The organism is Mesorhizobium sp. WSM4976 (assembly GCF_029625685.1).
GTDB lineage: Bacteria > Pseudomonadota > Alphaproteobacteria > Rhizobiales > Rhizobiaceae > Mesorhizobium.
Genome location: NZ_JARTVT010000027.1, coordinates 76,467 through 90,470, shown reverse-complemented (window position 1 = coordinate 90,470; position 14,004 = coordinate 76,467). Strand labels below are relative to the sequence as shown.

The 14,004-nt window shown below is 65.2% G+C and carries 11 protein-coding genes; 7 read left to right on the top strand and 4 right to left on the bottom strand.

Annotated elements, in window-relative coordinates:
- The first annotated feature begins 24 nt into the window (after window positions 1-24).
- On the top strand, window positions 25-1,101 hold the full coding sequence (gene ugpC, locus P9272_RS28105) for a sn-glycerol-3-phosphate ABC transporter ATP-binding protein UgpC (RefSeq protein WP_278163041.1): 1,077 nt from the start codon (window positions 25-27) through the stop codon (window positions 1,099-1,101).
- 108 nt (window positions 1,102-1,209) lie between these two features.
- On the opposite strand, the gene P9272_RS28100 is transcribed toward ugpC, so the two are convergent.
- The 4 genes from P9272_RS28100 to P9272_RS28085 all read right to left on the bottom strand — a co-directional run bounded on the left by P9272_RS28100 (window position 1,210) and on the right by P9272_RS28085 (window position 7,699).
- Window positions 1,210-2,322, bottom strand: coding sequence for an ABC transporter permease (locus tag P9272_RS28100; protein WP_278163040.1), 1,113 nt, complete (start codon window positions 2,320-2,322; stop codon window positions 1,210-1,212).
- Window positions 2,322-5,102, bottom strand: coding sequence for a ribosome-associated ATPase/putative transporter RbbA (rbbA, locus tag P9272_RS28095; protein ID WP_278163039.1), 2,781 nt, complete (start codon window positions 5,100-5,102; stop codon window positions 2,322-2,324). Before rbbA ends, P9272_RS28100 begins: the two co-directional genes overlap by 1 nt.
- Entirely contained in the window at window positions 5,099-6,166 is a 1,068-nt protein-coding gene (locus tag P9272_RS28090; protein ID WP_278163038.1) for an HlyD family efflux transporter periplasmic adaptor subunit, read from the bottom strand. The genes rbbA and P9272_RS28090 overlap by 4 nt, the downstream gene beginning before the upstream one ends.
- A 357-nt stretch (window positions 6,167-6,523) precedes the next feature.
- Complete coding sequence (locus tag P9272_RS28085; RefSeq protein ID WP_278163037.1) at window positions 6,524-7,699, bottom strand: acetyl-CoA C-acetyltransferase; 1,176 nt, start codon at window positions 7,697-7,699, stop codon at window positions 6,524-6,526.
- Window positions 7,700-7,830: 131 nt separating this feature from the next.
- On the opposite strand from P9272_RS28085, the gene P9272_RS28080 reads away from it, so the two are divergent.
- From P9272_RS28080 to P9272_RS28055, 6 genes are read left to right on the top strand one after another with little or no spacing between them, the layout of a single operon-like run.
- On the top strand, window positions 7,831-9,777 hold the full coding sequence (locus P9272_RS28080; protein ID WP_278163036.1) for an acetoacetate--CoA ligase: 1,947 nt from the start codon (window positions 7,831-7,833) through the stop codon (window positions 9,775-9,777).
- Window positions 9,774-10,925, top strand: coding sequence for a thiolase family protein (locus P9272_RS28075; RefSeq protein WP_278163035.1), 1,152 nt, complete (start codon window positions 9,774-9,776; stop codon window positions 10,923-10,925). The genes P9272_RS28080 and P9272_RS28075 overlap by 4 nt, the downstream gene beginning before the upstream one ends.
- Window positions 10,925-11,365 carry a zinc ribbon domain-containing protein gene (locus tag P9272_RS28070; RefSeq protein WP_278163034.1) on the top strand — a complete coding sequence of 147 codons (441 nt, stop codon included), beginning with the start codon at window positions 10,925-10,927 and terminating at the stop codon, window positions 11,363-11,365. Before P9272_RS28075 ends, P9272_RS28070 begins: the two co-directional genes overlap by 1 nt.
- On the top strand, window positions 11,362-11,814 hold the full coding sequence (locus P9272_RS28065; RefSeq protein WP_278163033.1) for a MaoC family dehydratase: 453 nt from the start codon (window positions 11,362-11,364) through the stop codon (window positions 11,812-11,814). Before P9272_RS28070 ends, P9272_RS28065 begins: the two co-directional genes overlap by 4 nt.
- The gene (locus P9272_RS28060) at window positions 11,811-13,049 is read left to right on the top strand and encodes an MFS transporter (protein ID WP_278163031.1); all 1,239 of its coding nucleotides are present in this window, start codon (window positions 11,811-11,813) and stop codon (window positions 13,047-13,049) included. The genes P9272_RS28065 and P9272_RS28060 overlap by 4 nt, the downstream gene beginning before the upstream one ends.
- Before the next feature lie 52 nt (window positions 13,050-13,101).
- A complete protein-coding gene (locus P9272_RS28055) occupies window positions 13,102-13,956 on the top strand; it encodes a GntR family transcriptional regulator (protein WP_095765791.1) in 855 nt (284 codons plus the stop codon).
- The last annotated feature ends 48 nt before the right edge of the window (window positions 13,957-14,004 follow it).

Sequence of the window (14,004 nt, the reverse complement as noted above, 5' to 3'; positions counted from 1 at the left end):
CTTGCCGGGACGGGAGAAGAATAAGTGTCCGCAATCGAGATAGAACAGCTCGGGAAGAGCTTCGGCGCGGTCGAAGTTCTGCGCGACGTCAACATCGAAATCGTCAGCGGCGAGTTTGTGGTCCTGGTCGGTCCGTCGGGCTGCGGCAAGTCAACGCTACTGCGCATCATCGCGGGGCTCGAGGAGCATACGACTGGCGAGATCCGCATCGGCGGGCGCGTCGTCGACGAGATGCCGGCCAAGTCGCGCGACATAGCCATGGTGTTCCAGAGCTACGCCCTCTATCCGCATATGAGCGTGGCCGACAATATGAGCTTCGCGCTTCGGCTGGCAAAGGTTCCCAGGGAGGAAATCGTCTCCAGGGTAAAGGCGGCTGCCGAAATCCTGGGTCTGCAGGACCTGCTCGGCCGCATGCCCCGTCAGCTGTCCGGCGGACAGCGCCAGCGTGTCGCCATGGGCCGCGCGATCGTCCGCGCACCCTCGGCCTTCCTGTTCGACGAGCCGCTCAGCAATCTCGACGCGAAGCTGCGCGTGAAGATGCGTGCCGAGATCAAGAAGCTGCACCAACGGCTCGGTCGCACCAGCATCTACGTCACGCATGACCAGACCGAGGCGATGACGCTCGCCGACCGCATCGTGGTTCTGAACAAAGGCCGCATCGAACAGATCGGCACCCCCTCCGAACTCTACGAAAGACCCGCCAATCTGTTTGTCGCCGGCTTTATCGGCTCCCCGGAAATGAATCTCATCGAAGGTCGCGTCGACAACGGTGCGTTCGAAGCCGGTTCAGGGCTTCGCCTGCCCCTGCCCAAAGGTTTGGAGTTCCACGATGCAAAAGAGGTGGTTTACGGGATCCGTCCCCAGCACATCGCCGTCGGCGGCGATCATGCGAGGGCAACCGTCCAGGTGGTGGAACCGACAGGAGAGGCTCAGGAACTTACGTTAAGGACAGGCGGGGTCGAACTCGTGAGCGAAGTTCGGGATCAGCCGCCGTTCAAGCCCGATCAAGAAGTTGGGTTGGAGGTAATGGTTTCGAAGGTCCACCTATTCGACGTGCAAAGTGGCATGAGGATAAATCAGGACAAGCTCGTTGGAGGGTAGGCGGAACTGCCCGCCATGGAGCTCGCATTAAAGCGGGCTAAGGCTTGTGAATGGGTGCGCTCGGCTGGATCCCAGGCGACCAGTTGTTCCTGCCGGGCAGCGATGGTCCTATTTCAGGAACTGGCGGAAGCGGCGGAGCGAGAACGCAAACAGGAGCGCGCTGATGACCAGGAGCGCCGCGAGCTGCGGCCACACGACGCCAAGGCCCGCGCCGCGGAACAGCACCGCCTGTGCCAGCATGACGAAATGCGTGTTGGGCGCGGTGAACATGATGGCCTGGATGGCCATGGGCATGCTCTCGCGCGGCGTGACGCCGCCAGACAGCACCTGCAAGGGCAGGAGCACCATCATCAGCAGCAGACCGAATTGCGGCATGGAGCCGGCCACCGTGGCGAGGAAGATACCGAGGCAGGTCATGGCGATGATGTCGAGGGCCGCGCCCACCATGAATAGCGTGATCGATCCATTGATGGGGACCGACAGCAGCCCCTGAATGACGACGACGAGCGCGAGGCCGGCCGCGACGAGCACGACAATGCCCATCGACCAGATCTTGCTCGTCATGATCTCGAACGGGGTGACCGGCATCACCAGGAGATGCTCGATCGTCCCGTGCTCGCGCTCGCGGATCAGCGCGGCGCCGGTGAGCACGATCGACAGCATCGTGATCGAGGAGATGGCATTGGTGATGGCGCCGAACCAGCCCTTGTTGAGCTCGGGATTGAATCGTGCCCTGAGGTCGAGATCGACGGGGAGCGAGGTGTCGGAGCGATAGCGGCTGAGAAACTCATTGACTTCTCCGGACACGATCGACTGGACGTAACCGCCCCCGGTGAAGGCCTGCGACATGCGGGTGGCGTCGATGTTGAGCTGAACCGTTGGCGACCGGCCGGCCAGGAGGTCGCGCTGGAAGTTCGGCGGAATATCCAGCGCGAAAGTATCCATGCCTGAATCCATGCGGCTGTCCATCTCGGGCTGGGAGATGAGCAACGGCGCGGTGAAGTAAGGCGGATAGAATGCCGTGACGATACGCGACGAGACCGGCGACTGATCCTCGTCGACGATGGCGATCGGAGCGTGATTGAGCGTCTCAGGCATCGCCTTCGAGGCGGTGTAGATGGCGGCGGTGAAGGCATAGACGATCAGCACGAGCATCATCGGGTCCCGCATGAGACCGCGCAGTTCCTTTATGCCGAGGTTGTATATGTTGGCGATGCGCATCAGCGGGCCTGTTTTTTCAAGAATGCCGCTCCAAGTCCGAGCAGCACCGGAATGGCAATGAGCATCGGCACGAACGCGCCGGACAGGTCGGCAAAGCTGAGCGCCTTGGAGAAGACGCCGCGCGAGATCGTCACGAAATAGGTGGTCGGATAGATTCGGCCTATGAATGCGCCCACGCCCTGGAGCGACGACACCGGGTCGATCATGCCCGAATATTGGGTGGCGGGGATCATGGTGATCAGCGCGGTTCCAAAGATTGCCGCGATCTGGCTGCTCATGAAGGTCGACAGGAAAAGCCCCATGGCCGTCGTGGCCGTGACATAGACAAGGGCGGCGGCGGCGAAAGCCGGAAGGCTGCCGGTCAGCGGCACGCCGAAGAGGAAGACGGCGAAGCCCGTCAGCAGCACGAAGTTGAGCACCGCGAGGGCGACATAGGGAATCTGCTTGCCGATCAGGAACTCCAGCCGGGTCACGGGCGTGACGTAGAAATTGATGATGGAGCCAAGCTCCTTCTCCCGAACCACGCTAAGCACGGCCAGCATCGCCGGGATCAGCAGCAGAAGCATCGGGATAACCGCCGGAACGATGGCATCGAGACTGCGGACGTCGGGATTGTAGCGGTAGCGGATGTCGAGCTGAAAGGCGTTGGCGATGGCCGCGTCGCCATAGAGTTCACGCGCCTTCTGCGTCAGCCAGCCGGCGTGCATTCCCGAAACATAGCCTTGCACGGTTTCAGCCCGTGTCGGCATGGCGCCGTCGATCCAGGCGCCGATCGTGACATGGCGGCCGCGCGCAAGGTCGTGCCCGAAGCCGGGAGGGATTTCGATCGCGAGGCTGAGTTCCCCGTCCTCCATGCGCCGGTCGAGATCTGCATAGTCGGTGATCGGCGCCTTCTCGGTGAAGTAGCGCGAGCCGGCGATCTGCAGCACATAGTCCCGGCTGATCGTCGTGTCGTCGTGATCGAGGACGGCGAAGGAGAGGTTTTCGACGTCCATATTGATGCCGTAGCCGACGACGAACATCAAGATGAGGCTGCCGACGGTCGCCAGCGTGGCCCGGATCGGATCGCGCAAGAGTTCAAGCGCCTCCCGCCGCGTGTAGGCAAACATACGGCGCAAATCGAAGGAACGCCCTGTGTCACTCCTTCCGGGGCGACTGGCCGGCGCTTCCGGGACCGGAATTGTCCCGGCCGTCGCGCTCGGCGTTTCGGCCTGAGTGCCTGTCGCCTCCTCGAGATATTCGACGAAGGCCTCCTCCAGCGTTGCCGCCGACCGGCTTTTGACGATCGCGGCAGGGGTCTCGCTGACCAGGACCCTGCCGGCATGCATGAGCGAGATGCGATCACAGCGTTCCGCCTCGTTCATGAAGTGCGTGGACACGAAGATCGTCACGTCCTGCTCGCGGGAGAGGTTGGCAAGAATCCGCCAGAAGCCGTCGCGGGCAACCGGGTCGACGCCGGAGGTCGGCTCGTCGAGGATCAGTATCTCCGGAGAATGGATCATCGCCACAGCCAGCGACAGCCGCTGGCGGATGCCGAGCGGGAGCGCTTCGGGCAGCGTGTCGACATTGTCGGCGAGGCCGAATTGCTGCGCGACCTCCTCGACCCGGGGCGGGATCGCGGCATCAGCCATGCCGAAGAGGCGGGCATGAAGTTCGAGATTCTGCCGGACCGTCAGCTCCGAGTAGAGCGAGAATCCTTGCGACATGTAGCCGACGCGCCGTCGCACCTCGATGTCGCTAGGGTCGATCTCGCGCCCGAACAGCCGTGCCTTGCCGTCGGACGGCTCGAGCAGCCCGGTCAGCATCTTCATCGTGGTCGTCTTGCCGCAGCCGTTCGATCCCAGGAAACCGAAGATCTCGCCGCGGCCGATGCGGAAGCTCACGTCATCGACGGCGGTGAAATCGCCAAACCGCATGGTGAGATGTTCGGCCTCGATGGCGGGTTCGCCGTCGGCGCCGATGGGCCGCGGAGGGATCACCACAGCTTCGTGGCTGTCCCGCTGCTCCGGCGGGAGCAGGGCTATGAAGGCGGCGTCCAGATCGGGCGCGCCGGTTCTTTCGAGCAGGTCGGATGGGGTTCCGCAGGCGAGCACGCGGCCCGCGTCCATGGCCACCAGCCAGTCGAAGCGCGCGGCCTCTTCCATATACGCCGTGGCGATGATGACGCTCATGCCCTCGCGACTCTTGCGGATCTCGCCGATCAGTTCCCAGAACTGGCGGCGCGACAACGGGTCGACGCCGGTGGTCGGCTCGTCCAGGATCAGGAGGTCCGGATCGTGGATGAGGGCGCAGCACAGGCCGAGCTTCTGCTTCATGCCGCCCGAAAGCTTGCCGGCCTGCCGGTCGGCGAAAGGCGCCAGCCCGGTTCGCTTCAGAAGCTCGCCGATGCGGCGCTCACGCTCGCTCCGATCATGGCCGAACAGGCGGCCGAAGAAATCGATGTTGTCGAAGACCGACAGCGTCGGATAGAGGTTCTTGCCTAGGCCTTGCGGCATATAGGCGATCCTGGGGTAGGCACTCTGCCGGTGGCGGAGATCGGCCATGTCGCCGCCCAGCACCTCGACATGCCCCTGCTGGATCGTCCGTGCTCCGGCAATCAGGGAAAGCAGGCTGGATTTGCCGACGCCGTCCGGCCCGATCAGGCCGACCATGCGGCCGGTCGGGAAATCGAGCGTTATTGCATCGAGAGCCCTGACCTCTCCGTAAACATGGCCGAGGTTCTCCAGCCGTGCCACGTAGCTTGACGGAATGGCCGCGCCGGCGTCCGGCCGCGCATTCATTGCACGAGCTTTCCCTTGAGGCTCGCCGGCCATTCGGCCTGCGGATCGAGCCGCACATATGCCACGCCGGGCAGGCCCGTCTTCACCTGCTGGATGTATTTGCGGAGCAGCTCCGGTGCGATGTGCGCCTTGATCCGGAACATGAGTTTCAGGCGCTCTTCCTCCGTTTCGACCGTCTTGGGCGTGAACTGCGCGACGTCCGCGACGAAGGTCACCTTGGCGGGGATGATGTATTGCGGCGCCGCGTCGAGCACGAGGCGCACATCGGAGCCGATCGCGACACGCCCGGCCTGCGCGGTCGACAGGAAAAAGGTCATGTAGACATCGCCCAGATCGACGAGGTTCAGAACGCGCCCGCCGCCCGCCAGCACCTCGCCAGGCTCGGCCACGCGGAACTGGATGCGCCCGTCGCGCGGCGACGCCAACGTGGCGTCGCCAATATCGGCGTCGATGCTTTCGATCGCAGCCTGTGCAGCATCGACCGCGGCCTTGGCATCGACCACCTGCGCCTGCGCAGCGTTGATGGCCGCCTCGGTGGCGGCGAGCTGGGCCTGCGCCGCGGCGACGGCGGCTTTCGCGCTCTGCTCGGCCGCCCGGTCGTTGTCCAGGACCTGCTGGGAGACGGTGTTGTTGACCGCAAGCTGCTGGGAGCGCGCCAGGGTCCGATCGGCGGCGTCGAGCTCGGCTTCGCGCTGCGCGACGACAGCGGCGGCCGCCGTCTTTTCAGCCTCGCGCTGCGTCACCAGGCTGCCCGCGGTCTCGACCCCTATGCTGGCGCGCTGAAGCTGTGCCTCGGCCTGACGGCGCTGTGCCTCGAGCTGCGCGGTATCCATGCGAGCAAGCACCTGACCGGCCTTGACGAAATCGCCTTCGCCGACAAGGATTTCCTTGATCCGCCCCGCCGCCTTCGTCGACACGTCGATTTCGACGGCCTCGATGCGGCCGTTGCCGCTGGCGATGCCTACCGGCAACTGCCCGTCCTTGGAGCGCTGCCATGCGTAGTAGCCGGCTGCTCCGATGGCGATCAGGGCGCCGAGGATCAGCCATCGCGGGGGAACCTTCATGGCCGACCTCCGGTGTTGCGCGACCCGTCAGCATCCGCCGACGCCAAAAGCGCCCCCTCGACGTGGACCGGCGCCGGACACAGCGACCCCGAAGCGGACAAGGGAAGGATCCTTGCGGGGGCAATCTCCCGCCGGCAGGCGCCGATCTGTTGGGCGCTTAAGGTAATGCCGTCCATGTCGGGGGAACTCCGTCCAGGTTGCCAAGCTGGCGCGACCAAAACAGAGACCGGTTGCAGCGACCTTGATCGACATCAATTCTGGGAGAAGGGGGTCGCTGTGAGCGTCGGGACTGGCGATGAACACGAGGTCGGAGGGCTGCATTTAGTCTAGCGCTCCGGCCGCGATGATCGCCCGGGCTCACCGCTCCAGGCAGATCGCGACGCCCTGGCCGCCGCCGATGCAGAGCGAGGCAAGGCCCTTCCGCGCATCTCGGCGGACCATTTCGTGCAACAGCGTCACCACGATGCGGCAGCCGGAGCCGGCCAGCGGATGCCCGAGCGCGATGGCGCCGCCGCTCATATTGATGATGTCCTCGTCCCAGCCCATCTCACGATTGACGGCGATAGCCTGCGCGGCGAAGGCTTCGTTGATCTCCATAGCGTCGAGGTCAGACGCGCGCCAGCTGGCCTTGTCAAGCGCGCGGCGCGAGGCCGCCACCGGTCCCAGGCCCATGTCCATCGGCTCGACACCGGCGGAAGCGTAGGACGCGACACGGGCGAGGGGCGTTAGGCCGAGTTCCCTCATCCGCGCTTCCGACATCACCAGCACTGCTGCGGCGCCGTCATTGAGACCCGATGAGTTGCCGGCCGTAATCGTTCCAGCGGTATCGAAGACCGGCCTCAGCCGGCCGAGGCCCTCCATGGTGGTGGAGGGATTGGGATGCTCGTCGCGGTCGATGACGAGATCGCCTTGCCTGGCCTTGACCGACACAGGCGCGATCTCATCATTAAACCTGCCGGCCCGGATGGCGGCGTCCGCCTTCTCCTGCGAGCGCAGCGCGAACCGGTCCTGCTCCTCGCGGGTGATCTGGTAGCGCTGCGCCAGCGCTTCGGCGGTTACACCCATATGCACCTGATGGAAGGCATCCCATAGCCCGTCGGTGATCATCGAATCCTTGACCGTCCTGTCGCCCATGCGGATGCCGCCGCGGGCGCCACAAATGAAGTGTGGCGCCGATGTCATCGAATCCTGCCCGCCGGCGATCACGCAATCCGCGTCGCCGCAACGTATGGCCTGCGCTGCGAGATGGATCGACTTCTGGCCTGCGCCGCAGACCTTGTTGACGGTCATGGCGGGCACGCTGACCGGCAGCCCAGCCTTGAGGGCGGCCTGCCGCGCCGGGTTCTGCCCCGCGCCACCGGTCAGCACCTGGCCCATGATCACCTCGCTTACGGCGTCGGGCGCGATCTGCGTTTCCGCCAGCATCGCCTGGATAAGCTGCCCGCCAAGCTCCGCCGCCGACAGGCTGGCGAACGCGCCGTTCAGCTTGCCGATAGGCGTGCGTCTGGCAGCAACAATATAAACAGCGTCCATTTTTGGTCCTCCCAAATGCCTATTGCAGAGCCGCGATCGTCGCTTGACATTCTGGTTATAACCAATAATCTGAAATGCATCGGCGGGCAAGGTCGCGCCATCGAGCCGGCCTGCGTTGCGGGAGGAAATCCATGTCATCCGTGCTTTGGACGCCGGCGCCGGCCGCGTTCCAATCGTCCAACCTTGCGCGCTTTTCGATGGCCTGCGGCTTCGATCCGCGCGACTACGAGACGCTGCATCGCTGGTCGATCGGCGACCCCGGCGCCTTCTGGCGCGCGGTGTGGGATTTCGCGGAAGTGATCGGCGAACCGGGCCCGATCGCCTTCCTGCGCGACGACAATGCGCCGATGACGGGAAGCCGCTTCTTGCTGGAAGCCTCGCTTAATCTCGCGGAAAACCTCCTGCGCGGCGATGGGGAGAGGATTGCTGTCATCGAGGCCGACGAGAGCGGTCATTTCCGTGCGATAACACGGAGCGAATTGCGCCGGCTCGTCGCTAGAACGGCCGACGGCCTGCGCGCGGCCGGTATCGGCAAAGGCGATTGCGTCGGCGGCATCCTGCCCAATCGCGTCGAAGGCCTCATCGCACTTTTGGCGACGCTTTCCATCGGCGCCGTCTGGTCGTCCTGCTCGCCGGATTTCGGCGCCGCCGCGATCGTCGACCGCCTCGGCCAGATCGGCGTGAAGGTGCTGTTCGCATCACCGCGCTATCGCTATGCGGGCAAGGAGCACGACATCTCCGGCAGGCTGGCCGAAATCGTCGCCGCGATGCCGACGGTGACGACGCTGGTGCTGACCGGCGAGCCGGGCACTCGGCCAAACGGCGCGGCGGATTGTATTTCGTTCGACGATTTCGGCGGCGCCGGTCCTCTCACCTTCGAGCGCGTGCCCTTCGACCATCCGGCCTATGTGCTCTACACCTCTGGCACGACAGGCGCGCCGAAGGCGATCGTCCATCGTACCGGCGGCGTGCTGCTCCAGCATCTGAAGGAGCACCTGTTGCACGGCGACGTCCGTCCCGGCGACGTGATGAGTTGGTACACCAACACCGCCTGGATGATGTATCACTGGCTGATCTCAGGTCTGGCCTGCGGCGCGAGCGTGGTGCTCTATGACGGCGCGCCGATCCTGAAATCGGCCGATGGTCTAGATCCCAGTCCGCTCTGGAAAGTGGCGGAGCACGCCAAGGTCACGCATTTCGGCACCAGCCCGAAATATCTGGCGACACTTGCGGCCGAACGCTACGCGCCGGGACGCCTGCATGACCTTTCGCCGCTGCGTTCGCTGCTGTCGGCCGGCGCGCCCGTCTCACACGGGCAGTTCGACTGGGTCTACGAGTATGTGAAACGCGACATGATCTTCGCCTCCATTTCCGGAGGCACCGAGATCATCGGCTGCTTCCTGCTGGGGTCGCCGCTCCATCCCGTGCGGCGCGGCGAGCTGACTGTGAAGGGGCTTGGTCTTGCAGTCGCAGTGATGGACGAGCGCAATGCGCCGGTGATCGGCCGCCAGGGCGATCTCGTCTGCACCGAGCCGTTCCCGTCCATGCCGCTGACCTTCTGGGGCAAGGATGGCGATGCGCGCTACCACGCCACCTATTTCGCCGCGCGCCGCGAGATCTGGACGCATGGCGATGTCGCCGAGATGACGGCTTACGGCTCTGGCGTCATCCACGGTCGCTCCGATACGACGCTGAAGCCCGGCGGCGTCCGCATCGGCACCGCCGAGATCTACGCGGCCTGCGAAAACTTCGCCGAGATCGAGGATTGCCTGGTCTTTGGCGCGCCCGTCGAAGGCGACGAGGAGATCGTGCTCTGCGTCAAGCTCAATGACGGTTATGCGCTGAGCGCCGAGCTTGCCGCGCGAATTCGCAAAGCGATCCGTGAAGGCGCTTCGCCGCGCCACGTGCCGCATCGCATCCACGCGGTGCAGGCCGTGCCCTACACTCTGAACGGCAAGCGTGTCGAGGGCGCCGCCCGCACCACGCTCGAAGGCAAGCCTGTCAAGAACATGGCTTCGCTCGCCAATCCGGCATGTCTCGAAGAATACCGAGCGCTCGACCGGGGCAGGGCAGCATGAGCCGGTCGAAGGGAGCGATCGTCGGCATCGGCGAGCTGAAGCCGCAACGTTTGACCAGCGGCGTGACGACGCTGGAGATGATCGCCGACGTCTCGCGCCTTGCGGTGCTCGACGCCGGGCTGGATCCGGCGGCGATCGACGGGCTGCTGGTAGGACCGCAGGTCGGCGAGACGCCGCAGCATGTTCCGGCAACGATTGCCGAATATCTGGGGCTCGCGCCGACCATGGCCAACGTCGTCGACCTCGGCGGCGCGTCCGGCGCCGGCATGGTCTGGCGCGCGGCCGCCGCGATCGAGGCCGGCATGTGCGAGGCGGTGCTGTGCGTGCTCGCCAACAATCGCGAGGAGACAGCGCCGCGCTCGCCCAACCGCAATCCGATCCGCGAGTTCGACGTGCCGTTCGGCGCCTCGGGCGCCAATATCTCCTACGCGCTGCTGATGCAGGCGCATATGGCGGAATACGGTTCGACTGCGCGGGATTTCGCCAGGATCGCCGCGGCGGCGCGCGCCAACGCGCAGCTCAATCCGGATGCGATCTTCTTCGGCAAGCCGGCCGATGTCGAAACGGTGCTTGCCTCGCCGATGATCGCCTCGCCGCTGCGTCTCCTCGAAATCGTCATGCCGGTCGCCGGCGGAGAAGCGGTTGTCGTCACCTCCGCCGAACGCGCGCGGTCGCTGCGCAAGCCGCCCGTCAATCTGCTCGGCGCCGGCGAGAAGGTCACGCACCGCGCCGTCAGCCAGGCGCCGAGCCTGACTTCCGGTCCGCTGAAGAGCGCGATGGCAAGAGCCTTTCAACAGTCCGGCACAGACGCCGATGCGATGGACCTTCTGTCGCTCTACGATTGCTACACGATCATGATCGCGGCGACGATCGAGGATGCCGGCCTCTGCGCGCCGGGCCAGTTCGGCGCGTGGCTCGGCGACCACGATCTTTCCCACAAGGGCGACAGGCCGCTCAACACGCATGGCGGCCAGCTCGGCTTCGGGCAGCCGGACCTTGCCGGCGGGATGACCCATGTCGTCGAGGCGGTGCGTCAGCTGCGCGGGGAGGCGGGCGAACGCCAGATCGGCAAGGCCGGGCTGGCACTGGTCACCGGCAACGGCGCGACGATGAGCGAGGCGACCGCGCTCGTGCTGGGAGCCGCCTGATGTCCGTCGATCTCAACACGCTGAAGACCCCCGGTCCGACGATCACCGCGCTGACCAGGCCGTTCTGGGATGCCGCCGCCGAGGGCCGGCTGACCATCCAGCACTGCGAGGATTGCGGCAAGGCCGTCTTCTATCCGCGCCCGATCTGCCCGCATTGCTGGAGCAGGCGCCTGCTCTGGAAAGACGCGTCGGGCAGGGGGCGGCTAAAATCCTTTTCCAAGGTGCATAAGCCAGGCCATCCCGGCTGGCTGCCGGCGGCACCCTATGTGGTCGGCCTGATCGAATTGTCCGAAGGCCCAACGATGCTGAGCTTCATCCTGCCCGGCACACGGCCGCTACAGGTCGGGGACATGCTTCAGCTTGCGCCGACCGCCATCGGCGGTCGCGTCCTACCTGCCTTCAAACCAGTGGAACCCGGAGCAGAGGAGAAGCCTAAATGAGCACCGTAATGAAAGACGGTTGGACGGGTGTCGTAAAAGGCCGTCCGCAGGTCGGCGCCTTCGCCGAGCGCACGCGCCGCACGAGAATGAGCGACATCGAGGCCTTCACCGACATCACCGGCGACCACAATCCCCTGCATTACGACCGCGCGCTGGCCGAGAAGTCGGTGTTCGGCAAGCTGATCGTTCAGGGCGGCGTGACTTCCGGCATCCTCAACGCGTTGGTCGCCGAAGATCTGCCCGGCCCCGGAACAGTGTTCCTCGAAGTGGCGTGGAAGTTCGTCAAAGCGGTCGGCCTTGACGAGGAGATCACCGGACGCGTGGAGGTCAAGGAAGTGCGGCCCGATAAGCCTATCTGCAAGATCGAGACCAGCGTGCGCAACGGCCAGGGCGAGCTTTGCCTCACCGGCACGGCCACGGTCTTCACCGTACCGCTGCAAGGCGCATGAGCACGGCCGGCGGGCTTGGCATGGCGGCCGACAGCGAGCGCTGGCGCGTGCTGTCGCTGCTTTGCCTCGCAGTCGTCCTGTCGCTGACCACCTGGTTCTCGGCGACCGCGATCCTTCCCGAACTGAGGCAGGAGCTTGCGTTGGGCGCGAGCGCCGAGGCCTGGCTGACCAATGGCGTGCAGGTCGGCTTCGTGCTAGGCGCGCTGGCGGCGAGTCTGGTCAATCTTCCCGACCTCGTACGGCTGAGTCACCTGATGGCGGCGGCGGCGCTCGTCGCCGCTTTGGCCAACGCGACGCTGCTCTTCCATCCCGGGCCTGGCGGCGTGATCGCCGCGCGCATCGTCACCGGTGTTGCGCTCGCAGGCGTCTATCCGCCGGCGCTGAAGCTGGTCGCCACCTGGTTCGCGCGCGACAGGGGACTGGCGCTCGGCGCCGTCATCGGCGCGCTGACTGTCGGCTCGGCGCTGCCGCATCTCTTCCGCGCCGTCTCGACCGCGCTCGACTGGCGTCCCGTTGTTGCCGCCACCAGCGTGGCCACGGCCGCGGGCGCGCTGCTCTTCCTATTGTTCGCGAAGGAAGGACCCTATCCCTTCGGCAAGGCAGTGTTCGAGCCTTCGCGCATCGGCCAGGTGTTTCGAGAAAAGCCGCTGCTGCTCGCCAATCTCGGTTACCTCGGCCATATGTGGGAGCTCTATGCCATGTGGGCCTGGCTGCTCGCCTACACGCGCGCCTCATTCGAGGCGCAGGCGATGGGAACCGCCGCCATCGCCTCGCTATCGACGTTCCTTGTCGTGGCTTCCGGCATCCTCGGTTGTCTGCTCGGCGGCTATCTGTCGGACCGCATCGGCCGCACCGCCACCACCGCCGGCATGATGATCGTCTCGGGAAGCTGCGCGCTGCAAATGGGCTTCCTGTTCACCGGTCCGCTGTGGCTGTTCATGCTGGTGGCGATCGTCTGGGGCGTTTCGGTGGTCGGCGATTCGGCGCAGTTCTCCGCCGCCGTCACCGAGCTCGCCGACCGCCGCTTTGTCGGCACCGCTCTGTCAGTGCAAATGGGCGCGGGCTTCGCGCTGACGGTGCTCGCCATCTGGCTGACGCCGCGCTTCGCTGATTTCATCGGGGGTTGGCGCTGGGCCTTCCTGCTCCTGGTTCCCGGGCCGCTTCTGGGGGCCGCCGCCATGCTATGGTTGCGAAACTTGCCGGAGAGCGTGAAAATGGCCGGCGGCCTCCGCTAGGGAGGCGCTGCCGCTTATCTGAGTCGCGGCAAATGAATCGCGGCAGGACCGGATGGAACAAGCTACCAGAACGCGCGGGCGTCCTCGTTACGATCAGGAAGACGCCGAGGCGGCCGAGGCCTTCCGCTCGATCGGCTCGAAAGTACAGCTCAACCGCGATGAGGCCGCACCGCTCTGGGTGCAGTTGCGCAACCAGGTCGAGGAAGCGATTAACACCGGCCTGCTTGCCGCCAATTCACGCATTCCCTCGGAACAGGCGCTTTGCGATTTCTTCGGCGTCTCGCGCCCTGTCGTACGCGCCGCGATCGGCTCGCTGTCCAACGAAGGCCGCATCATCAAGATGCCGCGCAAGGGCATGTTCGTCGCGGCACCCCGCGAGCATGTCGACTTCATGACCGCCAATCTCGGCGTCTTCGACGATTTGACCGCCAAGGGCCACAAGGTCTCGACCCGCACACTGGAGATCTACCGCTGCCCGCCGAGCGACAAGGAGTCGAAGGTCTTCGGCATTCCCGCCAATGGCAGCGTGGTCCGCATCAGCCGCGTCTACATGACCGACGGCACGCCGATCACCATGACGCGCATCAGCCTGCCGGGGCATCGGGTGCCGGGGCTGGAGAACATCCTGTCGGAAAACCAGTCGATCTTTGGCACCATCCGCGCCGTGTTCGGCCTGACGGTGAAGCGCGCCGACCGCTGGCTGCGCGCCGCGCTCCCCACCAAGGAAGAAGCGGACGAAATGGGGGTCGCCGCCAACACGCCGCTGATCGAGATCGAGTCGATCGCATATGACGCGGACGGTGCCGCGCTCGAATACTACGAGGCCTTTTACAATTCCTCCGTCGCCCGCATCCATATGGCGGTCGAGCAACCGTCGGCGACGGTGAACGGCGTCGACCGCACCTGACTTCTCAGTCAAAAAAGAATCTGTTTTCTGGTTATAACCAGATTGACG